This window comes from Staphylococcus hominis subsp. hominis (assembly GCF_002901845.1).
GTDB lineage: Bacteria > Bacillota > Bacilli > Staphylococcales > Staphylococcaceae > Staphylococcus > Staphylococcus hominis.
Window position 1 is genome coordinate 140,286 of sequence record NZ_PPQE01000028.1, and the last position, 26,180, is coordinate 166,465.

Genomic DNA, 26,180 nt, shown 5'->3' on the forward strand with positions numbered 1-26,180 from the left:
TTACCATTTTTACTAACAATGATGGGAATGAGTAATGTAGCGCCTAAAGGGGAAGTACCGATGACAGTAAAAATAGCTTATTATATTGCAGCAGCGGTATTACTCATTGCTTCTATTTGGACGGTTCTTTCCGTTAAAGAATATGAACCTAAAACATATAACTATTATCACGGCATTTCAGATGACAATAGGAATGAGAAATTAAATTTATGGCAACTGTTAAAAACTGCGCCTAAACAATTTTGGCAAATTAGTGTAGTTCAATTTTTTAACTGGTTTGCATTAATGTATCTCTGGACGTATTCAACAGGTGCAATAGCAAAAAATGTATGGAATGCGACAGACCCTTCTTCAGCAGGATATCAAGCAGCAGGAAACTGGTATGGTGTGTTATACTGTATACAATTTTTAAGTTCAGTTATTTTTGGTTTTGTCATTGCAAAATCTAAACCCTCTCAAAGAAAATTTTGGTATAGTTTTGGATTAATTTTTGGTGGATTAGGTCTTATTTCAATGTTCTTTATTCATAACCAATGGTTACTCATTATTTCATTTATATTCATTGGTATTAATAACTTAACGATGAATACCCAACCTTTTACACTATTAACCGAAGCCATTGACGGAGAAAATTCAGGTGCTTATCTAGGCTTATTTAATACAAGTATTTGTTTACCACAAATTGTCGCTTCTGTAGTAAGCTTTGCACTTTTCCCACTATTAGGAAGTTCAATGCCTGCCATGTTATTGTTTGCAGGAAACATGATGCTTCTGGGTGCAATCTCAGTTAAATTTATTAACGCAAAATTTGAATGAAATATTAAAAAATAAAAAAATTTATTTATAATTTGTAAGAGCGAAAAATAATTTTTCGCTCTTTTTTTATAAAAACTATCAGCAATGTTTCATAAACAATATCATGATGTCATTAAAAATTTAATACATTTAAGGAATATCAAACCTTGAAGTATAAGTGAAGACATACTAATGATTACGCGGTAAATCACTCGCTATAGAACATCATTCATTTAATTAATATTGACATTATTAAAAATCTCTGTACAATTTAAATCGTAATAATTACGATTTAAAAGGAGAGAATATAAATGAGTAAGATACCTGTAACTGTATTAAGTGGTTATTTAGGTTCAGGGAAGACAACGTTACTAAATCATATTTTAAATCATCGAGAAGGCCGTCGTATTGCAGTTATTGTGAATGATATGAGTGAGGTTAATATTGATAAAGATTTAGTTGCTGATGGTGGTGGACTGTCTAGAACAGATGAAAAATTAGTTGAACTATCTAATGGATGTATTTGTTGCACGTTACGGGACGATTTATTAAAAGAAGTTGAACGACTTGTACATAAAGGCAATATTGATTATATCGTTATTGAATCTACAGGCATTTCTGAACCAGTACCTGTAGCGCAAACATTCTCGTATATCGATGAAGCGATGGGAATAGATCTCACTTCGATTTGTCGTTTAGATACGATGGTTACGGTCGTTGATGCGAATCGATTTGTTAATGATATTCATTCAGAAGATTTACTTGTGGATCGTAATCAAGGTGCGGATGTGACAGATGAACGTTCGATTGCGGATTTATTAATAGACCAAGTTGAATTCTGTGATGTACTTGTATTGAATAAAACAGATTTAGTTACAAATGAAGCGCTAGATAAGTTAGAACATATACTTAGAACATTACAACCAGATGCAAAAATAATTAAAACAACGCAGTCTCAAGTAGATATTAATGATGTCTTAGATACAGGACGATTTGATTTTGAAAAAGCTAGCAATTCTGCAGGATGGATTAAGGAACTAACAGAAGGCGGCCATGAGACGCATACACCAGAAACTGAAGAATATGGTATGAATTCGTTTGTCTATTCAAGACGATTACCGTTTCACGCGAAACGTTTCAATGATTGGTTAGAACAAATGCCTCAAAACATTGTTCGTTCAAAAGGGATTGTATGGCTTGCGCAATATAACGAGGTTGCGTGTTTACTGTCACAAGCAGGATCGTCATGTAATATCAGCCCAGTTACATATTGGGTTGCATCAATGTCTAAAGAAAAACGGGAAGAGATACTTGCTCAACGTCGTGACGTAGCGGAAAGTTGGGATATTGAATATGAGGATAGAAATACACAATTTGTCATTATTGGTACCGACTTAGATCAAGAAAAAATAGAAAAAGAACTCGATGAATGCCTGGTGAATAGTAGCGAAATGAATTCTGATTGGCATCAACTTGAAGATCCTTATCGTTGGAAAATAAGAAAACCTTAAGAAATAATGGATATTAAACAAGTTATGATGATAAAAATATTGATTACAATTTTCATATAAACATCATACTACTTTTCGTAATATAGTATTGCAAGCGCAATCTAATACTAAAACGACCAAACCTTATTATAATTACAGTAGGTAATCATAATGGAATAAAAGTATATATATAATTCTCACAAACAACATTATAGTATTGCCTTTTATACTGAAAACGATAAAATTTAAAATATTTGATTGGTCATTTTTTAGTTTCATACAACAAGAGATTAATAAAATTAAAGAGGAAACGACGAAATTATCGTCACTTCCTCTTTTTTTTATGGCATCATTAATTGAATACCTCTAATGATATTTTTTAAAAATAGCACAAGTGCCCATATAAAGAAAATAACTGCGATGAGGATTGCAATAATCCAGCCGATACCGTGTTCACTATTTACAAAAGCTGGGGAAATAGATAGGGTTACTAATCCTAATACCACCATAACCCAACTCATGATGTGATTGAATAACGCATTTCTAGCATGGGTCGAAGCTGGTGGTTGTGCGACGATCCATACAATAAGTGGAAATAATACTGGTGCAAAGAAGACACTTAAATAGCTAATGCCTCCTAAAATATCACTTTCTCTATAATTTTCATTTGGCATATCATGATCACCTCAATTCTATAAAAACATATAATAAAATAAATAGTAAGTAAGACATTCTAAAATTACAACACTGTAAGTTAGTATAAGATTGATGTTGAAAATAGTTAATTAAATATTTTGATGAATATAGCATATAAATGTATTAAATTGTACAATATTAATATATTAACTTTTAAAAGGTGGATATGATGCGGGATTTTTTAAAACTGTTAGGGGCATTACTAACAGTGATCATTACATTTAGCATTTCAATTTTATTTAGTTTCTTAATACCTCTAATGGTAGAAGGAAATATTTTAAACATGGGGAAATTAAATCAGCCGACATTTATTATGTTGTGGATTATTTTTAGTGTTATATTCAATATTATTATTCTTATTTTAGCTTTTTCATTGATTCAGTTTAGTAGTGACTTTGTAAATAAAATGAAATTAATAGCGACGCTAACCTTTTTTGTAATTATTAGTTATGCATGCTTTAGTCATATAGATATGCAAGGTTTAACTGATCATTTAACATTAACGAGTTCTAAACATGCCCGAGAAGTATCAATCAAACTATTACCATTTATTTTAACGATATCATTAGGATGTTATAGCGCTATTTTATCCTACTTACAACATCAAATTGATAAAGAAGAACGTAATATATAGTTTTTGAAAGCGTTTTACATATTAATACTCATTTTTTTGAAACAGTGCTAAAATAAAGGTGAGAACAGATGAAGGGGGAGATTAAAATGTTAGCATACAAAAACATTTTAATTGCAGTTGATGGATCAGATGAAGCAGAATGGGCCTTTAATAAAGCCGTTGATGTAGCAAAACGTAATGATGCAAAGCTCACAATTGTGCATGTGATTGATACGAGAACATATACTGCGTATGAAGTGTACGCATCTCAATTTGACCCGTCTAAAGAGTATTCTGAGAAGTTACTTGAAGGCTATAAAGAACTTGCCGTTAAAGAAGGCGTGACAAATGTAGAAACACGACTTGAATTTGGCCCACCGAAATTACTCATTCCTAAAAATTTAGCAAATGAATTAGATGTTGATTTAATTATGTGTGGTGCTTCAGGATTAAATGCAGTCGAACGTTTTATGATTGGCTCGGTATCAGAAGCGATTGTACGTCATGCCCCATGTGATGTATTAGTTGTACGTACTGAAGAAATTCCAGAAGACTTTGAATCAAAAGTAGCAACTCCAGCATTTAGAAGACGATATTTTGAAAGTTCAGAACATAAGTAATGATGACTTAATATATGACTTCATTCTCACGAAGCAGTGAGAATGAAGTTTTTTATTCTGGAATAAAGCAAATGATTATTTCAGATAATATATAAAATATGGTATCATTTTTATTTAAGTGTCGTGTTCTAAATAATAGCGCACAATCATTTAAAAATCTAAGTATAAAAGGAGTATTATATCAACATGAGTCAAATGAAACAACTGTTTATTAAATTTATTGAACCATTGACGAAGATAGAATTTTATCAAAATTTACTAGCCAATATTTTAATTATTGTTGCTTATATCTTATTAGGTATGATTGTTATTGCAATTTCTAGAAAAGTAGTAACGAAATTTTTTAAAGTCAATGAGAAGAAGAAGACACGCTATAAAATTAAAAGAAGTGAGACACTTTCAACACTTGTTCAAAACTTAATTAGTTATGTTGTTTGGTTTATTGTTCTTACATCGATTCTCTCTCGTTTTGGAATTAGCGTCTCAGCTATTTTAGCTGGGGCTGGTGTTGTTGGTTTAGCAGTTGGTTTTGGTGCCCAGACTGTTGTAAAAGATATCATTACCGGCTTTTTCGTTATTTTTGAAGGACAATTTGACGTCAGCGATTATGTTCAAATTAATTCGTCAGGTGTAACGATTGCAGAAGGGACAGTACAAACAATAGGTTTACGATCTACACGTATTCAATCTGATACTGGAGAAGTGTATACCTTACCTAATGGGACAATTAGTGAAATTGTAAATTATTCTAAGACAGATGTATCGCCTCTTATTGCAATTCCGATTTCTCCAAATGAAGATTATGACGTTATTGAAAAAGAATTAAAAGCATTCTTACCAACATTAAAAGATAAATATGATATGTTCGTTGCTGCACCTGATTTACTCGGTTTAGATAGTATTGATGGTAATGAAATGGTAATTAAATTATTAGCTCATGTTAAACCAGGCATGCATTTTCCAGGCCAACGTTTATTAAGAAAAGAAATCATAAGTTACTTTAACGATGTAGGCATTCATACGCCTAAACCAACACTTGTGAAATTAGAAGATGAAGAAAAATAAACAAATGTTTATAATAATAGGCTTTTAAATTTTTTTCATAAGTTTTTTATAATAACTTTTTATGACTAAAAATTTATTTAATTATCATCATATAAACTGATAAATAATTAATGATTTCTAATTATTTAAGGTTTGCCTATATTACACTTTAGGTGTAATATCAAACTGTAATAAATAGAAAGGGATGATAAGTAATGTGGGTGAAAGACTTTTATTATGATGGTAATGCGTACATCAATAAAAATGTATGGGAGTACATGTGTAAAGATAATGTGACGTTTGATAAAGCCATTGAGGCACTTAATTTAAATTATAAAGATGCGGTTGCGAATGAGAGGGACATTCCAAATTTAGACATTGAGAGAAAAAATATTGTAACAAGTGACTTTTGGTAAGCATGGCTATATCAATAAACAGCAGTTACTACGTCAAATACGTAGTAACTGCTGTTTTATTATGTTTTATACTTAAATTGTTCAATCGCATTTTTAATGTCATCTCGAACACGTTGGAATGCTGACCCATATTTTCGGTCATCGAAGCCCCAATGTTCTTTTTTAACACCTGATGGCATAGTAGGACAATGCGCATCAGCATGACTGCATAATGTTACTACTAAGTCTGACTGTTTTAAAATCGTATTATTAATTAAATCAGAGGTATGATTTGAAATGTTGATACTACTTCTTTCATGGCTTCAACTGCCTTAGGATTAACACCATGTGTTTCAATGCCTCCTGAATATACATTCCATTCATCACCTAAAATTGCTTTTCCAAAACCCTCAGCCATTTGGCTACGACAAAAATTCACTGTACAAATAAATGGTTTTTTTGGTCATGATAAACCTCTCTATCTATAAAATGAATCTGACTCATTTTACACTAAACCTAACCATTTCCAATACGTTAAGCTAAATAAAATCACAAGAATATAACCTATAATAGTGAGAGGAATACCTGATTTTAAGAAATCTTTAACCGTAAATGTATCTGTACCGTAGGCTAACATATTTTGTGGTGCACTCACTGGTAATAAGAATCCAAAGCTAATCACAAATTGTTGTATTAAAACAAAGCCGATAGAATGCTCGCCTAACCCTAATGTTGATGTTAATGAAATAAATACGGGTATCAGTGCAGAGGATAAGCTTGTTGCACTCGCAAAACCTAAATGAATTAAAATATTGAATAATGTAATGAGTGCAATCGTTGCGATAATTGGTAACTCTTTTAGTCCCATTAACCCAAATGTTTTATCACTGAGCCATTGGGCAGCGCCTGTTTTAAGTAAGACGTTACCAAGTGAGATGCCTACACCAAAGACGATAATTGTCCCCCATGGAATTTTCTTTTCAACGCCTTTCCAAGTAATCACACCGATTTTAGGCATGAGCATCATACCTAATGCAATTAAAGTAACACTTGCTGAATCGATAGGGTGAAGTACTTTTTCAGTAGACCAAAAGATCAGTAATAAGATAGAAATGACAATGAGTCGCCATTCTCTAGCACTCATTGGACCTAGTTCGTTTAAGTCATGTTTAATCAATTCTTTACCACCTTCAATGGCATCTCGTTCAGGTGGTATTACTTTCATCATAATGAAATATAAGGCAATAGACATCAGTATAGACCACGGTGCAGCGTATAAAAACCATTCACCCCAAGACACGTTATAGCCTAAGTTTTGATTAATGAAATTGATAGCGACGATATTTTGCGCAGCGGCAGTTTTAATACCGATATTCCAAATCGATACCGCTTGTACGGATGTAATAATTAAGAGTGATGCTAGTTTACTATCTTTACTCACTTTAAAGGCTGCAATCATCCCGAGTAAAATGGGTACAACAGCACCAGCACGAGCCGTAGCAGAAGGTACAAAAAAGGCTAATACAATTGATACTAAAATTGCACCGATAACAATATGTTTTGTTTTATTTCCTACAATAGAAAGGACATAAAGTGCTAGCCGTTTATGAAGATTGGTTTCTTGCATGGCAGCTGCTAAGAATAAAGCGGCGGTCACAAGTGCTACTGCAGAAGTAGAAAAACCACTAAATGCGAGACTCAGAGCATTGTTTGTGCCTAATAATTCGCTTCCCTTCAGAATGGCGTTTCCACTTTTAGGATGACCAAGTTGTTCTGAGAGATGTTGAACAGGACTAAAGCCAAGTAATAATATAATAAGTCCTAAAATTAAAGTAGCTGAAACTGGATAAGATACTGCTTCAGTAACCCACATGATTACAGCAAAAGCAAGAATGGCAAGTGCTGCTTTAGCCATGACCGGTAAGCTACTTGAAGTAGGTAATAATAAAATCATTACTAATACGATAAAACTAATCACAATCCATAATGGTTTATATCCTTTATTAGATGTTTCTTTTTTAGATTGATTAGTGATTTGATTCCCCTTTGTCATTATCATCGTCCCCCTTAAAATAGTTACACTATTATTTTAACAAGAAAGCGCTTTATTTTAGGAGTTGTATTTTAAAATACACAAAATTTTCAAAAAACTATTAATTAAAGCTAATAAACATAGAAATATTGAGATGAAAAGGAACGAAACAATGAATTTAATGGGAATTCTGTTTCACTCTGTTACTTATATATTAAAGTTGTCCGAAATCATTTTTCTTAATATTGTTAACTTAACAGTTGGTTCTTTAGGTTCAGTAATATGGATATGTTGATCATTTTTAATTTTATTTATAGCAATACATTCTCCACTCATTGTTTCAGGCATTACTTTACTTTTGCTATTAAATGTTTCAATAATGCCTTATTTATCTAGAAGAAATTTTTTCATAATAAAAATCCTTTTATAACTTTCGGTCCTTTTTCTGACTGTAGTAAAACAACAATTATATATAATTATTTAATCATTTTCATTTTTTTAAATCGTCCATTGACAATTTCGATATGAAATGCGATTATTAAAACGTAATAATTACTATTTAGGAGAGAAGAAAATGATTAAGAAAAGTTTAATGTTAGTCTTCATCAGTATTTTAACGTTGTCACTTGTAGCTTGTGGAACATCCAATAGTGGTAGTGATAAAGATAAAAAATCAGAGAACAATGAAAAGCTTGAGGTAAAAACGACAGTATATCCACTGAAATCTTTTGCTCAACAAATTGGTGGTAAATACGTTCATGTTGAATCAGTCTATCCGAATGGAATGGATCCACATACATATGAGCCGAGTCAAAAACAAATGGTCGATATTGGTAAATCAGATTTATTTGTATATACAGGGGATAATCTAGACCCAGTCGCTAAAAAAATTGCAAATGCGATGAATGATAAAAATAAAACATTATCATTAGAATCATCTTTAAATAAAGCCGATTTGTTAAAAGGCGAAGAGGATGAACATGAACACGGTGAACACGAAGAACATGGCGAGCACGAAGAACATGAGCATCATCATGGTAAATATGATCCTCATGTTTGGTTAGATCCTGTATTAAGTCAACAATTTGCGAAAGATATAAAGGATGAATTAGTTAAAAAAGATGCTAAACATAAAGATGACTATGAAAAGAATTATAAAAAATTAGTTAGTGATTTGAAGGATTTAGATAAAGATATGAAACGTGCTGTTAAAGGTCAAGAAGGTAAAACAGTATATATTTCACATGATTCTATTGGTTATTTAGCTGATCGCTATGGTTTTAAGCAAGAAGGAATCGAAAATATGAATGCTGAAGAACCAAGTCAAAAAGATCTTACAACTATTGTAAAACAAATTAAAGAGGATAAGGTAAACTATATCCTAGCTGAAGAAAATGTGTCGAATAAAGTTGCAGACACGGTTAGAAAAGAAACACATGCAAAAACAATTTCATTTTATAATATGGGTTCTCATACTAAACAACAAGATAATGACAGTAATACGTATCAATCATTTATGAAGAAAAATATTAAAGCTATTGAAAAAGCTTTAAAAAATGAATCTTAAAATTAAAGTATATTAAAGTAAAGAAGTAAGATATGAAGATCAAGTAAATTCTATCTTACTTCTTTTTTATAGGCTTCCTTTTTCAAAAAAAAGTGGTATATTAAATTTAAATAATATGTAGGGCATTATTTATTATTTTTATGAAGTAAGGGTTTATCACTAATAGATTGGAAGGAGACAGCGTCATGAATATTTATAGACTACGTTACCAACACCATAAAGACATTGTAGATGACAATATTTTAACGGTATTTGTATTGGCCAAAAATGAAGAAGATGTAAGGAAATTTGCGAAAACGGTAAATTACAAAGTTGAAGATGTTAAACATACAACATATGAAGCTTATGAAGAAGCTAAAGCAAAAGGTGAAACATATCGCCTTGAACATGCAGATACATATATTAGCTAAGTCTGTATAACTAAAAATTATATAATTAAGGATAAATATCGATGAGTATAAGGTTACACTTAAAACTTCTTTTTGCATAAAAAATGAATGTAATCATGCAAAGAGAAGTTTTTTTATATATTATTATCTAACTTTTTTAAAAATTCTAAAGAAATTGATTTTAAAAAAATGTATAATATCTATTATGACTTTAAGAGGGAAACGAGGAAAGACAATGAAACAGAAACTTACATTTAAAGAGAATCTCTTTATTGGGTCGATGCTTTTTGGTTTGTTCTTTGGAGCAGGAAACTTAATTTTTCCACTTCATCTAGGGCAAATGGCAGGCGCAAACGTATTACTTGCGAATTTAGGATTTTTAATTACAGCAATCGGTTTACCATTTTTAGGAATTATTGCGATTGGTATTTCTAAGACGAATGGTGTATTTGCAATTTCTTCACGCGTAAGTAAAATTTATGCATACATATTTACGATTGGTCTTTATCTTGTTATTGGACCCTTCTTTGCTTTACCAAGACTTGCAACAACATCATATGAAATTGCTTTTTCACCATTTGTTTCTCCAAGCAGTGGAAAATGGATTTTACCTGTCTTTAGTATGTTGTTCTTTATCGTAGCTTGGTTTTTTGCACGTAAACCCTCTAAAATCTTAGACTATATTGGCAAGTTCTTAAATCCAGTCTTTTTGATTTTATTAGGTATCGTGGTCGTACTTGCATTGATTCACCCAATGGGCAGTATAAGTCATGCACCAATAAGTCCTGACTACAATAAGAGTGTATTATTAAAAGGTTTTATCGATGGGTATAATACATTGGATGCACTGGCATCACTAGCATTTGGAATCATTATTGTAACGACTATTAAAAAATTAGGTATTACAAATCCTAATGATATTGCTAAAGAAACAGTGAAATCGGGGGCCATTAGCATTATTGGCATGGGTGTCATCTATACACTTCTTGCAGTAATGGGAACAATGAGTCTTGGAGAATTTAAAGTAAGTGAAAATGGGGGCATTGCCCTTGCACAAATTGCCCAACATTATTTAGGTGATTTCGGAATTATTGTTTTATCACTTATTATTATTGTGGCGTGTTTAAAAACGGCAATTGGTTTAATTACAGCTTTTTCAGAAACATTTACAGAACTATTTCCTAAAACGAACTACATTGTATTAGCCACTATGGTTAATGTATTGGCGTTTATATTTGCGAATGTCGGATTAACAAAAATTATTATGTACTCATTACCCGTATTAATGTTTATTTATCCATTAGCCATTACACTGATTTTACTAACCTTAGTAAGTCATTTATTTAATAATTCGTCAATTGTGTATCGATTTACTACATTATTTACAGTGATTGCTGCATTTTTTGATGGTATTAAAGCGAGTCCAGAACCTTTTGTGAAAACGAACTTCGCACAATCATTAATCGGTTTTGCTGAGAATTATTTACCATTCTTTGATATTGGTATGGGATGGATTGTCCCAGCATTAATTGGATTTATTATCGGACTTATTGTCTATAAAGTTCGTGGCAACAAACACGAAGTTCAAGCATAATTAAGCCATTTACTATAAGCTATAAGAAGTTGAAATCATACGATCTTATAGCTTATTTTTTTATATATTTAAAGGTATAAATATATTTATAAAATGCATTAAAATGAAGATAATAATAATTTTGAGGAGAAATAAAGATGGACTATAAAATAGATAAAACATGGGCAATCTTTTATAAAGCCTTAGCTCATAAATTGTTAGAATATCAAAATTGTCGTGATCAATTGATTGAGAAAATACAAGAACTTTATATTAACACTCAAATCAATATGCCTAAATTAGAAATTAATAATGAAATGATAGATATGGATCCATTTACTGTGTTTGGATTATTTAATAAGAGTTCTATGACTAAAAAAAATAGAATTAAAATTATAGAAGAAATGGCCAAACTATTTGATGTGAAAGCAGATATACCACAAAATTTTGATGGTATTCCGACAGTGATGAATTTACGTGCTACATTTTATAATTTTAAGAATGATCGTGAAGCACAAGATATTGAAAATTTATGGTCGTTGTTTGAAATTGCTTTATTGTATTCAGCAGATAAAAGTGAAGATAATGAAAATAACTTTAAGAGAAAATTTAATCAAGTGATGGCTCAGCCTGGAATCGGTATGGGTAAGTTAACCAGTGGATTATTTTGGATTGATTCTGACACATTTGCCAATTTAGATTCTCGAGCGATTTGGTATATTTTTGAAGAAAGCGAAATCAGTACAAAGTATATCAATTTTGAGGTTAACTTAAAACAATCATTAACTGCGACCACGTATTTAATGATTATTGAAAAATTAAAATTATTTTTAAAAGAGGATAACTATTTGAATGATTTTATTGATTTAAGTTATGAAGCATGGCGCAAATCAAAGGAAGTCAAGCAAAGTTCAAAAGTAAAAGATATCGATGCAGATAAGGATTTAGAAGTCGTGAATTATTGGATTTATTCTCCAAAACCACAAGATGTTGATTTTGCTTCTTTTATTGAGAATGGAGAAATGTCTATTGGATATAACGAGTTAGAAGATTTCTCGAAATATGCATCTAAAGAAGAGATTAATCAAAAATTACAACAATTGAACCATAATCAGCATCATTATATTCATACGGTTAATGCCATATGGGAATTTAGTAAAGAAATGAAACGTGGGGATATTGTTTATGTGAAAAAAGGACAGACTGATATTGTAGGATGGGGCGTTGTTTCATCCAATCATCAATATAAAAATGATAAAAATATTATTCACCTTGTTTGGAAGGAGAAAGGAAACTGGAAGATTCCAATCAAAACATTAAATAAGACGCTCACTAAAATTACGCCATATAGTGAAACAATTCGGAAATTTAATGAGTTATTTTCAGTTGAACATTCTGATGGAGTGGTTGCTACACAAACGACTTATCCCATTTATACAGCAGAACAATTCTTAGACGATGTATTTATGAATGAAGAAGACTATGACACGCTTGTGCAATTAATTAGAAGAAAAAAGAATGTCATCTTACAAGGGCCACCAGGCGTAGGTAAAACGTATGCAGCGAAACGATTGGCTTATTCAATGATAGGTGTTAAAGATAAAGAACGTGTGAAACTTGTACAATTCCATCAAAGCTATTCATATGAAGATTTTGTGATGGGTTATCGTCCTACTGAAACTGGCTTTGAATTGCGTACCGGTGCGTTTTACAATTTTTGTAAGCAAGCAGAAGAAGATAATGAGAAAGACCATTTCTTTATTATCGATGAAATTAATCGTGGCAATTTAAGTAAGATATTTGGTGAGTTGTTTATGTTAATTGAAAATGATAAGAGGGGAATGGAAATAGAATTACTCTATGCAGATGAGAAATTCTGTGTTCCAGATAATGTTTATATTATTGGTATGATGAATACAGCAGATCGAAGCTTAGCCATGCTTGATTATGCACTACGACGTCGATTTGCATTTTTTGATATGAATCCTGCCTTTGAAACCATACAATTTAAACATTATCAAGAAAATTTAAAAAATCCACAATTTGATGCATTAATTGATACAATTCAAGCACTGAATGTCGACATTCGAGATGATGATATGTTAGGTGAGGGGTTCGTTATTGGCCATAGTTATTTCAGTAATATGGTTGATGTCACAGAGTCTGAATTATCAAATATTATTGAATTCGAAATGATACCATTATTAAAAGAATATTGGTTTGACGACCCTTCAAAAGTGGATAGTTGGAAGGTACGTTTAAGGGAAGCGATTCAATGATTAACATTCATAATATTTATTATATGTTGTCTTACGCGTTTACAGTTTTGAATAAGAAAGGCTATCAACATATAGCAACAGAATCATTTAATAATGTGGCAGATTTATATAGTGCGCTCCTGATTAAAGGCGTATCGAGTCAATTAAAATATGGTCTTCAACATGACTATTTAGAACACAATGACTCGCTTAATGTGATACGAGGAAAGATTAATGTCACAGCATCCATACAACAAGGAACAATGATGCATAAACAGTTAAATTGCACGTATGATGAATTTTCAATTAATACGTATATGAATCAAATTTTAAAAACAACAATGCTTAATGTTCTAAAATTAGATATTTCGCGCACACGTAAAAAAGCGTTAAAACGACTGCTGATATATTTTGAACAAGTAGATATATTAGATTATCGACATATTGATTGGCAGTTACGATTTGATCGTCATCACGAAACATATCGTATGTTAATGGCTATTTGTTACCTTGTTACGCAAGGACGAATTCAGTCAGAAAGAAGCGGTTCAAGAGAAACGATGATGTTCGAAGATGAACAACAGATGGCGCGTTTATATGAACGGTTTGTTAGGGCTTATTATAAAAAGGAATTTCCACAGTTAAAAGTCACCGCGTCTCATATTCCATGGGCCATTGATGATGATTATCGTCACATGTTACCGACAATGAGAAGTGATGTCATGCTCACTTATGGGAAAAAATGCTTAATTATTGATACAAAGTATTATACGTCGACGTTACAACAGTATTTTGATACAAGAACGATTCATTCTGGAAATTTATATCAAATATTTGCGTATGTAAAAAATGAAGCATTTCACTTAAAATCGAAACAGATAAATGTTGCGGGGATGTTATTGTATGCGAAAACGGATGAACAACTTGTACCTGATAATACGTTTCAGATGAGTGGCAATACGATTAGTGTCAAAACATTGGATTTAAATCAAGATTTTATTCATATTGCTAAACAACTAGATGATATTGTATATAATTATTTTAAGATATAAAATAGTTAGTAGATATTGTAAAATTTCAACAATTCATATACGATATATGCAAATTAAAATGACAATTTTGACTTATAACAAAGGGGTTAATGACAATGAAACACATGCATTTATCTGTTTTAGCTTATAGTACAGGTCTACATCCTGCCTCTTGGAGACTACCACATTCATATGTTGAAGAAGTTGGAGATATTGATTTTCAAATTAAGTTAGCGAAATTAGCCGAAAAAGGTAAACTGGATGCATTCTTCTTAGGTGATGGTCAATATATATCTGGAGAAGAAACGGGACATATTTCTTATTATTTTGAACCACTAACGGCGCTTGCTGCCATTTCACGTGAAACACATTCAATTGGTTTGATAGGTACCATTTCTTCTTCTTTTTATGAACCTTATCTTGCAGCACGTATGCTTTCAAGTTTACATCAAATATCTCATGGGCGTATTGGGGCAAATATTGTAACATCTCAATTTGATTTAGAAGCACAAAACTACTCGATGCAAGCTTTACCACATCTTGAAAAACGTTATGAACGAGCAGATGAATTTATTAATGTAATGAAAAAATTATGGGAATCATTTACTGTAGAGGCTATCGTTAATCACAAAAACTCAGGAATTGGCTTAAATCATCAGTATATTCATCCACTTCATTATCAAGGAAAGTATTTTCAAGTTGCCGGAGCTATTAACATTCCAACACCAAAATATGGTCGACCACGTTTATTTCAAGCAGGAACTTCTATTCCAGGTCGTGATTTAGCAGTACGACACGTGGATGCTATTTTTTCAATTGCATGGAATTTACAAGATGGCCAACAGTTCAGACAAGACATTCATCAACGTGCCATGGAAGAAAATCGTCAACCACCTCTTGTATTACCAGGTCTCACCGTTTATGTTGATGAGAATGAGAAGGACGCTTATAAACTTAAACAACAATTAGATGATATAATCCCACTTGAAAAACGCAAGAAACAATTATCTAAAGCCATTGGTCTAGATATAAGTGAATGGACACTAGATGAAGTTGTGCCATCATTGCCACCTTATGATGCATTAGAGAAAAAAGTTATAAAATCTGTTTATGAAGCTGTACAGCGTGCTGTTATGACCGAACACCTTACCTTACGCGATGTATTAGATCGATTTGGTACTTGGGTAGGGCATAAAACGATAGTGGGGACACCGGAACAAGTAGCGGATGAAATGATTGAATGGTTTGAAAAAGAAGCGTGTGATGGTTTTATGTTAATGTCACCAACATATCCAAACGCATTTGAAAAATTTATTGATTTAGTCATTCCAGTTCTTCAAGCGCGTGGCGTGTTTAGAAAAGAATATGAAAGTCATATGTTAAAAGACCATTTAAATATAAATACAGAGAAACTATAATTAAGCTTCTCTTTTATTTAATAGATATCATGAAAAAAGACTTCCTCCATTAGGGGGAAGTCTAAAATGTTCTTTATATTATTCCATTTTAACTTTCGCTTTGTCTGATTCTTTTTTATATTTTTGATACATAATCCAAAGAATAATTGCCCATACGGGTATAAATAATACTCCAATTCTAGTTGAACTGTTAATTAATAAGATAATAAAGATAAATGCGAAGAAAGCTAGAATCGCAAATGCCATATATTTTCCGCCAGGCATTTTGAACTTACTATCTTTGTGTAATTCAGGATTACGTTTGACATAATTTAGATAGGCAATCATGATAAGTGTCCAAATTAAAATATTCAATACTGTTGAAAATATCGTAATTTGAACGAACACTTTTGTTGCATCTTTAAATACTGCATTTAAAATAACTGAAATACTTAATAAGCCGCATGTAACTAAAATAGCATAGTGAGGTACACCATGTTTATTTGTTTTATGCAAGAATGGTGGGCCTTGTTTACGACCTGCTAAACCGTACATTGTACGACTATTTGCGAAAATACCACTATTACATGATGAAGCAGCTGCTGTTAAAACGACAAAGTTAATAATACCGGCAGCAAATGGAATACCAATCAGGCCGAATAATTTTACGTAAGGACTGTCTGCTGGGTTTAGTTTATCCCAAGGTACTACAGACATGATCACTGCTAATGAGCCAATATAGAAAATTAAAATACGCGCAGGTACATTGTTAATTGCTTGAGGAATCGTTTTGTGTGGGTTCTTAGTTTCCCCAGCTGTAATTCCAATTAACTCAATACCAATAAATGAAAAGATAGCCATTTGAAATGCCATCAAGAAACCTTGAATACCATTCGGGAAAAATCCACCTCTAGACCAAAGGTTCGTTACGCTTGCTTGTCCATATGATGTTTTCATTCCAAGCACAATCATCACAATACCAACAATGATTAAGGCTACAATTGTTATCACTTTAATAATTGACAGCCAGAATTCTAACTCTCCAAATAGCTTTGCACTGAATAAGTTCAAAGCGACTAATACTAAGATAGTAAATGCAGCTGTTAGCCAGTTTGGTACTGTAGGATACCAATACCCTACATATTTCGCTACTGCAGTTACCTCAGCCATACCTGAGATAATCCAAGTTAACCAATACGTCCATCCGACCATAAATCCAGCAATTGGTCCAATATAATGATGGGCGATATCGCCAAATGATTTAAATCCTAAGTTTGATAACAATATTTCACCCATTGCTCTCATAAACATAAATAATACAAAACCGACAATAACATAAGTCAATAAAATAGACGGTCCGGCTAAATGTACAGATTCACCTGATCCAAGGAACAGTCCTGTACCAATTGCGCCACCAATAGCGATAAGTTGAATATGTCTATTACTCAACTCTCTTTGCAGTTTATCTTCTGCCATAATTTTCTTCCCTTTCATGAGTAACCTTATGACTGAAACTTTATGACTGAATCCAATACCCTTTGTTATAACATAAATAATTTTTCTAAATTTCAAATTATTTATTTGTTAAGGTTAAGGATACCCTATTTAGTTATTGTTAATCAAATAATAGTCTAATAGATAAATGTTAATACATTATTAACTATAATTAATAATGTATTAAATTGAGTGTTTTTTTAAATCTATAAGCAAATTACTTCTATTTATTTTCAATTTATTTAATAATCTAGGTTACGTAATTAAAATATGAAAGTAGGGAAATGAATGAACGATTTTAACGAAATATTGGAAAGTAGAAAATCTGTGAAAGGATTTGATCCAAATTATAAAATTCCACATGAAGAAATGAATGAAATCATTAGAAAGGCAACAAAAGCACCTTCATCAGTGAATATGCAGCCGTGGCGTTTTGTTGTTGTAGAAAGTGATGAAGCGAAAGCAAAATGACGTCCATTAATTCGTTTTAATACGTCACAAAATGATACATCATCAGCGATGATTGTTATTTTCGGTGATTTACAATGTTATGAGGAAGGCGAGTTTATCTATAACAAAGCGGTTGAGGAAGGACATATGCCTCAAGAAGTAAAAGACCAAATGTTACCTTTTGTAATGGATACTTACAAAAATAGTTCACGTGAAGTTATGAGTGACATCGTAAAAGTGGATAGTAGTTTAGCTGCGATGCAATTAATGTTAGTTGCAAAACAATATGGCTATGATACGAACCCTATCGGTGGTTTTGAGCATGACAAAATTGGCGAAGCATTCGGATATGATTTAGAACGTTACGTTCCAGTGTTAATCGTTGCGATTGGTAAGAAAGAAAAAGAACCTCATACATCATATAGAATGCCAGTTGATAAGGTAGTAGATTACCAATAATTAAAGTTTAATATAAAATATCAAAAAATATATTTTCATAAACGATTATAAAAGAAAGTTCTTTAAATAAAAATTTATGGGAATATATTTTTTCTTTAAAATGATTAATTCTTTTATAAATGGGAATAACTAACTGTATCCCGTAATAAGGAAACAATGTACATAACAATGTATTTACGATACCAATCTATATCTAGGAGAGATAAGTATGGATCAATCAAATGAAAACAAAAAACAACAACAATTAGATGCTCTAAGAAAAAATAATGATGGTACAGCAATGACTACAAATAGTGGTATGAAAGTAAGTGAAGATGAAAATTCACTGACAGTAGGGGATAGAGGTCCGACTTTACTAGAAGACTTCCACTTCCGTGAAAAAATGATGCACTTTGACCATGAACGTATTCCTGAACGTGTGGTACACGCACGTGGATTCGGTGCACATGGTGAATTCCAAGTGTATGAAGATTTAAGTGAATATACAAGTGCTGACTTCTTAACACACCCTGAAAAAACAACACCTGTATTTGTGCGTTTCTCTACTGTACAAGGTTCTAAAGGATCTCCAGATACAGTACGTGACATTCGTGGTTTTGCTACTAAATTCTATACTGATGAAGGTAACTTCGATTTAGTAGGTAACAACGCACCTGTATTCTTTATTCAAGATGCAATTAAATTCCCTGACTTCGTACATGCGTTAAAACCAGAGCCACATAATGAAATGCCACAAGGTGGTTCAGCGCACGATACATTCTGGGATTTCATTGGTCAAAACCCTGAATCTATGCACGCAGTATTCTGGGCAATGAGTGATAGAGGGATTCCTAAAAACTTCCGTCAACAAGAAGGTTTTGGTGTACACACATTTAGACTTGTAAATAAAGAAGGTCAATCTTACTTTGTTAAATTCCACTGGAAACCTAAACAAGGTTTAGAAAGCTTAGTATGGGATGAAGCACAAATCTTACATGGTAAAGACATTGATTTCCATCGTAAAGATTTATATGAATCAATTGATAAAGGCGACTATCCTGAATGGGAATTAGGCTTACAAATTATCAAACCTGAACAAGAATTTGACTTTGATTTTGATATTTTAGATCCAACTAAATTATGGCCAGAAGATCAAGTACCTGTGAAAATTGTTGGTAAAATGACGTTGAACCGTAATGTAGATAACGTCTTTGCAGAAACTGAACAAGTTGCGTTCCACCCTGCACATATTGTTCCAGGTATTGATTTCTCTAATGACCCATTATTACAAGGTCGTTTATTCTCTTACACAGATACACAAATTTCTCGTCTTGGCGGACCAAACTTTAACCAAATTCCTATTAACCGCCCAGTTGCAGACGTTCATAATAATCAACGCGATGCAATGCATCAATCATATATTCATCAAGGTCAAACAGCCTACCATAAAAATGGCTTGAACAATAATGACCCTCATACGACACCTAAAGAACAAGGTGGTTTCGAGCATTATCATGAAAAAGTAGAAGGTTATAAAGTACGTCAACGTAGTGATAGTTTCAAAGATTACTATACTCAAGCTAAATTATATAAAAACAGCTTAACTGAAGCAGAACAACAACATTTAGCTGATGCATTTTCATTTGAAATTGGTAAATGTAAATCAACAGAAGTAAAACAAAATGCTGTTAATCAAATTAATAAAGTTGATCGTAAATTAGCTGAATACGTAGCAAATAATGTAGGTGTAGAAGTTCCGGCAGAAAACGAAGAAGTGCAATCAGATGCTAAAGATAGCCAATTAACATTAGAAAAATTTGATATCCCACTAAAAGGACACTCTGTAGCAGTGCTTGTAAATGGTGATATTAGCGCTGAAACATTAAAATCATATGCAGAAGTATTTTTTAACAACGACTTAAACTATGCATTTGTTGGACAAACAGCTAAAAACCTTAATGATGACGAAATTGGTATTACTGAAACTTATAGCACAGCAAGTTCAACAGTATTTGATAGTGTAATCGTTCTTTCAGACGGTAAAGAAATGTTACCGACTGCGATTGACTTTGTTGAAATGAGCTATAATCATAAAAAACCTGTTGTAATCACTGAAGAAGCGAAAAATGTATTACAAAGTAATCGTATTGATTTAGATGCGCCTGGTGTTGTAGTATCTAGCGAACCACAAGCTATCCTTGACGCATTCAAACGTTACAGATATTTCGATAGAAAATAATGAATGATTTTTTGAAAAAGCCTGAGACATAATGTGTTGTCTTAGGCTTTTTTAATATATTGGCAGTCGATGATTGAATTGAACATGCGTTTGTTCCAAATTCTTTTCAATCAACACAAGTTGGAGATACGTTACTGGAGTGGACGATAAATTCAAAATGAATGCTGTCTTGCACTCTTTTGAGTAAGGAGGAGATATGATGAATCGAGGTATTAATCATATTGGTCTTACGGTTCCTAGTATTGAAAAAGCCACTGCTTTTTTTAAACAGGGACTAGATGGAAAAATTGCATATGATAGTCAAACTAAAAATGATGAACCAAGAGGTGGCGAATATGTCGAGCATATCTTAGGGCTAGAAAAAGGAACTTCAATTATTCATAAACGCATGATGGTGTTTGGTTGTGGTCCTAATATTGAAATGTTTGAATTCCAACACGCTCAACAACATGAACCACAATCACTACAAGATATAGGTTTTACACATATTTCTTTTTATATTGAAAGTGACGAATTTGAACATGTATTAGAACGTGTCAAACAGGCAGGAGGAGAGCCACTATCTGAACCACATTCTAATACAAAATATGAGAATACAGAGAATAATAAAACCGTTTATATTCGAGCGCCATGGGGAAGCTTAATCGAACTTCAAACTGTACCTAATGGTTTTTATTATCCAAAAGATAGTGAAGCGAAGGTATTTATTCCTAAAAGTAACGATGAGTAATAAAATGGACGCAGTAGTGCATTACATTTTTCGACAGTGACGATTTTGTGTACATTTTCTAGAAACAGGGTAATAAACTAGAAAGCCTATCAAATGGCTTAATGACAGTTTAAGGGAGTAGAACAAATGATTGATATTCAAATTCAAAAATGTGACTTAATTGAAGTAATTGAATCAATAATCAATGAAAAAGTCGAAGTTGACAATCAAGATGCATGTGAATATTTAGCGACTGAAATTGTGAATGGATTAGAAAGCTACAATAGTGAAGAAACTCAAGCAAATAATTTATTAGGATTGAATAGTGCATTACGTCATGAAGTCAAAGCTTCTAACCACTCTAAAAAGATCACACTTTCAGCAAATGAAGAAGCATTCTCGTCAAACGATAATAATGTAGATGTACGTTCATCTAACTAGACTGAAAAACTTACAGCACTTTATGACATCATGTTCTTACAAATCTTACATAATAAAAAGCACTTCCTAACGAGTGAAAATGTCTTCATCTCATTCGGAGGTGCTTTTATTTATATGAAATTAGAAAAATAATGCTTTAACTATTCTGAAGAAAGAACCAAGTAATTGAAAGACATCACCAGACATTAGACAACCACCTTTCCGCAAAAAATTATATTAAGCTTCGTTAGTTGAAGTTAGCGCTTCTGTTTGAACTAAATCATCTGCTAAATCATACCAAAACTGTTGTAGTTCTTCTCTTGAACGTTTTGTATCTGTACTGTCTTGACCTACAAAATCGACATGATCCCAGTCGTGTTTAGTAGGTGTTACTTGCCAAATACCTTTTTGATTTGTATCAGTTGCTTCTGTATAAGCTTGATTGAAAGGATGTTGAGATGAAATCACAGATACAAGACCATCATTTTCTCTCCATTCTTTTTCAGTAGCTTTACCAATCACATTTCCTGTCACTGTGAATGGTAAGAACATATTATAGTCTGCTTTTTGTTTTCCTATTAAAGTCGGATGCGTTGCCTCAGCTGTATACGTTTTATAAACGATATTTGGATTAAGTGATGTTTTGCGGTTAAGATCTGTCGCGCCATCACGTGTTAAATCATAAAAACCATTATCTTTAGATTGCCATAATTTAGAGTTTTTAACGCGTAAAAGGTAAGAGATGTAGCTTTCACCAGGTTGTTGTTTTAGACCCCATTGAGACAAACCGAAGTCTACACGTGAATTTTTATTACCTAATCGTTTACCTAAATCAAAAACCACTTGACGAACAAGTGCTTCATTTCCTAATTCATCTGCAGCGTGGGTACCATTATGCGGTGTGCCTAATGTTGTAATTGAAGAAACCATATTATCGTGTCCACCTTGTAGTAAAGGAGAAATGTCACCACCATGTGTTTTTTGGTATTCAATTTCTTCTTGACTACCATTTCTTAATAATTCTTCTAATTGACGAACAGTTTGTCCTCCCATACTATGACCAACTAGATGCACTTTTTGACCAGGTTGCCAATCTTTATAAACGCCTTCGTATGTTTTACCATAGCGTTCATGTCCATATCTTTCTGCATGTGCAGCACCATAATCTACAGTACCACCTTTAATATAGTAATAAAGTTCAACGGCACGGTCATAGTTACTACCAAATGCACTGATACTTGCTTCATAAGCGTTATAACCATTTTGTTCTAAATCTTGACGAATGTTTAATTTATCGCCGCCCCAATAATGTGATAAAACATTAGGATTGATATCATCAGTAAATCCATTAAAACCATGAACAAGAATGATTGGATCTTGGTTTTTGTATTGACCTTGTTTAGCAACTTTATTGGTTTGATCTTTTGTTTCTGTCGTACCTTGCTGTTGAGATGTATTATTTGTTGTTGCTACTGCATTATTAGCTAATGTCTCTAAGCCAGCCTGTGAATTTTTTTGATCTTTAGCATCTTTATGTCCAACAGTTTCATTTGTTGTACCGTCAATTGAGATCGCTTCATCTTTAGTGTTTAAAGTATTCACTGTAGGTGCAGCAGGATCTGTGGGTTGTTTAGCTGTCACTGTTTGTTTTGTTTCAGTTGTGTCTACAGTATCGTTTGTTTTTCCAGTAGATGGTGCCTCTACGTCATTATTTTTTATTGCATCCTGATTTACATTTGAATCTTGTTGAGTTTTTGATGGTGTTAATTCTTTACTCTCTGTTAGAGGTGTTGACTGAGATGTTTTTGTTGAATGACTGTCAGTTGTTTTTGAAGTATTGTCTTTTGTAGATGATGTGTTGGTTTCAGCAGTCGTTGTTTGAGTTGTTGTTTTCTCTTCTGTCGGACTTTCATTTGTCACGTTTTCTGAAGAGTGAGCTTGATTTTTAGTAGTTGATATTTCAGTTGTGTTATCTTTTTTATCTGAGGCTAGTGTGTCTTTTTGAATTGTGTTTTTAGTCGATTCTTGTGTTTCAAGAGAAGGTTGCTCCTCTTTAGTTGAAACTGATTCAGGGTCATCAGAAGATGTTTTTGTAGTTGATGTTTCTTCAGTTTCAGCTACTGAATGTTTTGTAGATTGATGAGTTACAATGTTGTCAGTTGTTCCTTCATTAGTATTTAATTGATCAGTGCTATCTTTAACTTGAGTTGAAGCTTTGTTTTCATTATGTAAGCGTTGTGCTTCATTTTCATTAGTTACTGATTGAGATGTAGAAGTAGCTTGTTCGTCAGATTGAACATTGTCTTGTCGTGTTTCTTGATTATCAGATTGTTTTTTATGATCCCCAATAGATTGTGCTACAGCTGATTCAGGATTTCCCACTTCCTGATGTGTTTCTGCTGCCTGTGCAGCACCGCCTCCCATAAATAGCAATGTCGCTACTAAAATGGATGATGCACCCACACTGAATTTACGAATACTGTATCTGTTTTCACTTTTTTTCATAAATAGCACCTCTATTAATTGTTTTTTGTTATAAAATATATAGATTAAATAAAAATATTAATTATTGAACGTGGAATAAATCCGAAAAGTTTACTAAATATCGCTTTAATATTTTCCAAAGTAACCATCCTTTCTTAACAGACAATTTAGAAAGCGTTTACAAATATGGCGAAAAATTGTCGTATGTAGAACAGAGCTACATACGAGATTTAACCATCAACGTTGTCTATTGAATGTAAATAGATAGTAACGCTATATGAAAGCGTTGTCAATAATCTGTCACAATTACATAGAGTAAATGTACATTTTAAGGATATATGAACTTGAAATGTGTAATAACATCGTAAACTAAGGAGCGAAACCCTAATAAAGTAAACTGTTCCTTAAAAATCATTACTTGTGTATATTCAAATGTAACTCGGGGTTTTTAGGCGAACGAGGTGGTGTAATACGTCTCCCTTTTCCAAGAGACATTTGGATAATCGATGATACTAACATAATCGAATTGAAAATAATCATTAGTAGAAATACTTTATGATCAGCATCAATAGCAATATCTTTTATACGCTTAATATAAATTGAAGTGTTTGTAATATTTTCTGTATAAACAGATTGTGTTCCTTTTTGAATATTATATTTAATCAGATAGGCAATCACTGGAACAAGAAATGCTGCCGCGTAGTTACGTATTGTGTGCATCGTTTGAGAACGCTGACCAGCTTGAAGTAAATCGCCATCTAATAATGTTGCCATAGCACCACTTACAAGTGTCATACTTGCACCAAAACCAAGTAGGAAACCTTGAATATAAAGTAAATGAATATTTACAATATCATGTAAAATCATCCAATGAACACTGACATAAAGTAATGCTGATGAGCCTAATGTGCCTAAAACACCAGCTCCTACTGCACTATAGATAAACATTTTAATAAATCCTGTCACAATGACACCTATGAAAAAGAATAAATAAAAATGTAAAGATATAGTGAAAGGTAATTTTAAGATTCTAATTATATACACATTAATTCCTGCAATACCACATAATAAGGCTAAATGTGAAGATATAGCCATTGTTGCACCAACAAGTGGTTTCTTTGTTAATAACGTTTTAAAGTGAACAAATGGATGTTTTGCTTCGTGATTAAAAACTACAAAATTTACAATGAATAAAATTGCTATAATTAGGATAGGCCAGACCCAGAGAGACCCGTACCCTTTTTGTGTAAGCATCCCCATCGGTAGCGTAAGAGCAATCGTACTAAGAACTAATGAAATAATCATAGGACGACTAATATGAATAGGTTCAGAATGTTGATATTCTTCTTTTGTTAAGAATATTGAACCTAAAATAAGACATAAGATAGCTGAAATAATATTAATAATAAAGATCCAATGCCAACGATCTAATTCTAAAGATAGACTACCTGATAGACCTCCCAATGCATTTGCGCCAAATAAACCTACAATAACCATTAATAAGAATACATTGCGGTATTGTCTAGGGAAGTTGAGAAAGAGTTTTGGTAAAAGTGTGAAAAATAAGACGCCGGTACTTAAACTTTGTAAACCTTTAGCAATAGATAAAATAATTAGGTCGAAAGAAAAAAGCCCGATAATCGAGCCGATTAAAAATAGAGTTACAAAGAATAAAAAATTACGTCTAAACCCGAATTTGTGTGTCAATGTATGTCCAAGTGGCACGCCAAGTGCAAAGGCAAAGTTAGCAATCACAGAAGGTATAATGAGATATTGAGAACCTATACCAAATGATGTTTGTAAAATACCTTGATTTAAACTATAAGCCAAATTTGAAAAATATTGTGAACCAATGCCGAAGATAGTTAGTATGCCAAGTATTGATATTTCTAGCATTTTTCCTTTTTTAGATGACCAAAAGTCCATTTTTTTCACTCCGATATATGAATATGGTGTATCGTCATTTCGCAACTTAACTATTGTACTCCTATAAATTGGAAAAATAAATAAGAGTGTCTTATATATAAAATATAAAATAAAAAGAAA

Annotated in this window: 21 protein-coding genes and 2 pseudogenes; 16 read left to right on the forward strand and 7 right to left on the reverse strand. The window is 32.4% G+C overall.

The window, feature by feature from the left end; all coding sequences use genetic code 11:
- Together CD034_RS11455 and CD034_RS07885 are read left to right on the forward strand one after the other, a co-directional pair.
- The coding region (locus CD034_RS11455; protein ID WP_258026835.1) for an MFS transporter at positions 1-816 on the forward strand (816 nt) is incomplete at its 5' end.
- Positions 817-1,106: 290 nt separating this feature from the next.
- Positions 1,107-2,306, forward strand: a complete 1,200-nt coding sequence (locus CD034_RS07885; protein ID WP_103288268.1) for a GTP-binding protein — start codon at positions 1,107-1,109, stop codon at positions 2,304-2,306.
- A 320-nt stretch (positions 2,307-2,626) separates the two neighbouring features.
- Here CD034_RS07885 and CD034_RS07890 read toward each other — a convergent pair whose 3' ends face one another.
- Entirely contained in the window at positions 2,627-2,959 is a 333-nt protein-coding gene (locus CD034_RS07890) for a hypothetical protein (RefSeq protein WP_049431596.1), read from the reverse strand.
- A gap of 191 nt (positions 2,960-3,150) precedes the next feature.
- On the opposite strand from CD034_RS07890, the gene CD034_RS07895 reads away from it, so the two are divergent.
- The 4 genes from CD034_RS07895 (at position 3,151) to CD034_RS07910 (ending at position 5,674) form a co-directional block, all read left to right on the forward strand.
- Entirely contained in the window at positions 3,151-3,615 is a 465-nt protein-coding gene (locus CD034_RS07895; protein ID WP_049437715.1) for a hypothetical protein, read from the forward strand.
- Between the two features lie 86 nt (positions 3,616-3,701).
- Positions 3,702-4,214, forward strand: a complete 513-nt coding sequence (locus CD034_RS07900) for a universal stress protein (protein WP_002449321.1) — start codon at positions 3,702-3,704, stop codon at positions 4,212-4,214.
- Between the two features lie 186 nt (positions 4,215-4,400).
- Positions 4,401-5,279 carry a mechanosensitive ion channel family protein gene (locus CD034_RS07905; protein WP_002449266.1) on the forward strand — a complete coding sequence of 293 codons (879 nt, stop codon included), beginning with the start codon at positions 4,401-4,403 and terminating at the stop codon, positions 5,277-5,279.
- Between the two features lie 194 nt (positions 5,280-5,473).
- Positions 5,474-5,674, forward strand: coding sequence for a hypothetical protein (locus CD034_RS07910; RefSeq protein ID WP_002449526.1), 201 nt, complete (start codon positions 5,474-5,476; stop codon positions 5,672-5,674).
- Positions 5,675-5,733: 59 nt separating this feature from the next.
- Here CD034_RS07910 and CD034_RS07915 read toward each other — a convergent pair.
- The 3 genes and pseudogenes from CD034_RS07915 to CD034_RS11235 all read right to left on the reverse strand — a co-directional run bounded on the left by CD034_RS07915 (position 5,734) and on the right by CD034_RS11235 (position 8,033).
- Positions 5,734-6,071: pseudogene (locus tag CD034_RS07915) on the reverse strand (arsenate reductase/protein-tyrosine-phosphatase family protein).
- A gap of 87 nt (positions 6,072-6,158) precedes the next feature.
- Positions 6,159-7,706 (reverse strand): SLC13 family permease, encoded by a 1,548-nt coding sequence (locus CD034_RS07920; RefSeq protein ID WP_064206847.1) that lies wholly within the window; start codon positions 7,704-7,706, stop codon positions 6,159-6,161.
- A gap of 186 nt (positions 7,707-7,892) precedes the next feature.
- Complete coding sequence (locus tag CD034_RS11235) at positions 7,893-8,033, reverse strand: hypothetical protein (RefSeq protein ID WP_153801330.1); 141 nt, start codon at positions 8,031-8,033, stop codon at positions 7,893-7,895.
- Between the two features lie 226 nt (positions 8,034-8,259).
- On the opposite strand from CD034_RS11235, the gene CD034_RS07925 reads away from it, so the two are divergent.
- From CD034_RS07925 to CD034_RS07950, 6 genes are all read left to right on the forward strand, one after another.
- On the forward strand, positions 8,260-9,252 hold the full coding sequence (locus CD034_RS07925) for a metal ABC transporter solute-binding protein, Zn/Mn family (RefSeq protein WP_002449309.1): 993 nt from the start codon (positions 8,260-8,262) through the stop codon (positions 9,250-9,252).
- Between the two features lie 185 nt (positions 9,253-9,437).
- On the forward strand, positions 9,438-9,662 hold the full coding sequence (locus CD034_RS07930; protein WP_002449204.1) for a hypothetical protein: 225 nt from the start codon (positions 9,438-9,440) through the stop codon (positions 9,660-9,662).
- Between the two features lie 214 nt (positions 9,663-9,876).
- Complete coding sequence (brnQ, locus tag CD034_RS07935; RefSeq protein WP_103288269.1) at positions 9,877-11,235, forward strand: branched-chain amino acid transport system II carrier protein; 1,359 nt, start codon at positions 9,877-9,879, stop codon at positions 11,233-11,235.
- Between the two features lie 137 nt (positions 11,236-11,372).
- Positions 11,373-13,493, forward strand: a complete 2,121-nt coding sequence (locus CD034_RS07940; protein ID WP_002454614.1) for an AAA family ATPase — start codon at positions 11,373-11,375, stop codon at positions 13,491-13,493.
- Positions 13,490-14,524 carry a 5-methylcytosine-specific restriction endonuclease system specificity protein McrC gene (gene mcrC, locus CD034_RS07945; protein WP_002454615.1) on the forward strand — a complete coding sequence of 345 codons (1,035 nt, stop codon included), beginning with the start codon at positions 13,490-13,492 and terminating at the stop codon, positions 14,522-14,524. Before CD034_RS07940 ends, mcrC begins: the two co-directional genes overlap by 4 nt.
- 95 nt (positions 14,525-14,619) lie before the next feature.
- Entirely contained in the window at positions 14,620-15,921 is a 1,302-nt protein-coding gene (locus CD034_RS07950; RefSeq protein ID WP_103288270.1) for an NtaA/DmoA family FMN-dependent monooxygenase, read from the forward strand.
- Between the two features lie 78 nt (positions 15,922-15,999).
- On the opposite strand, the gene CD034_RS07955 is transcribed toward CD034_RS07950, so the two are convergent.
- Positions 16,000-17,376 carry an amino acid permease gene (locus CD034_RS07955; RefSeq protein ID WP_002488489.1) on the reverse strand — a complete coding sequence of 459 codons (1,377 nt, stop codon included), beginning with the start codon at positions 17,374-17,376 and terminating at the stop codon, positions 16,000-16,002.
- Positions 17,377-17,682: 306 nt separating this feature from the next.
- Here CD034_RS07955 and CD034_RS07960 point away from each other — a divergent pair.
- The 4 genes and pseudogenes from CD034_RS07960 (at position 17,683) to CD034_RS07975 (ending at position 21,671) form a co-directional block, all read left to right on the forward strand.
- Positions 17,683-18,303, forward strand: a pseudogene (locus tag CD034_RS07960) (nitroreductase family protein).
- 208 nt (positions 18,304-18,511) lie between these two features.
- The gene (locus CD034_RS07965) at positions 18,512-20,521 is read left to right on the forward strand and encodes a catalase (RefSeq protein WP_103288271.1); all 2,010 of its coding nucleotides are present in this window, start codon (positions 18,512-18,514) and stop codon (positions 20,519-20,521) included.
- Between the two features lie 196 nt (positions 20,522-20,717).
- Positions 20,718-21,251, forward strand: a complete 534-nt coding sequence (locus CD034_RS07970) for a VOC family protein (RefSeq protein WP_002449191.1) — start codon at positions 20,718-20,720, stop codon at positions 21,249-21,251.
- A gap of 126 nt (positions 21,252-21,377) precedes the next feature.
- Positions 21,378-21,671 (forward strand): hypothetical protein, encoded by a 294-nt coding sequence (locus tag CD034_RS07975; protein WP_002449192.1) that lies wholly within the window; start codon positions 21,378-21,380, stop codon positions 21,669-21,671.
- A gap of 216 nt (positions 21,672-21,887) precedes the next feature.
- On the opposite strand, the gene lip is transcribed toward CD034_RS07975, so the two are convergent.
- Both lip and CD034_RS07985 read right to left on the reverse strand, forming a co-directional pair.
- Complete coding sequence (gene lip / locus CD034_RS07980) at positions 21,888-24,155, reverse strand: YSIRK-targeted triacylglycerol lipase (RefSeq protein WP_103288272.1); 2,268 nt, start codon at positions 24,153-24,155, stop codon at positions 21,888-21,890.
- A gap of 393 nt (positions 24,156-24,548) precedes the next feature.
- Positions 24,549-26,060, reverse strand: a complete 1,512-nt coding sequence (locus CD034_RS07985) for an MFS transporter (RefSeq protein WP_049417556.1) — start codon at positions 26,058-26,060, stop codon at positions 24,549-24,551.
- Positions 26,061-26,180: the final 120 nt, after the last annotated feature.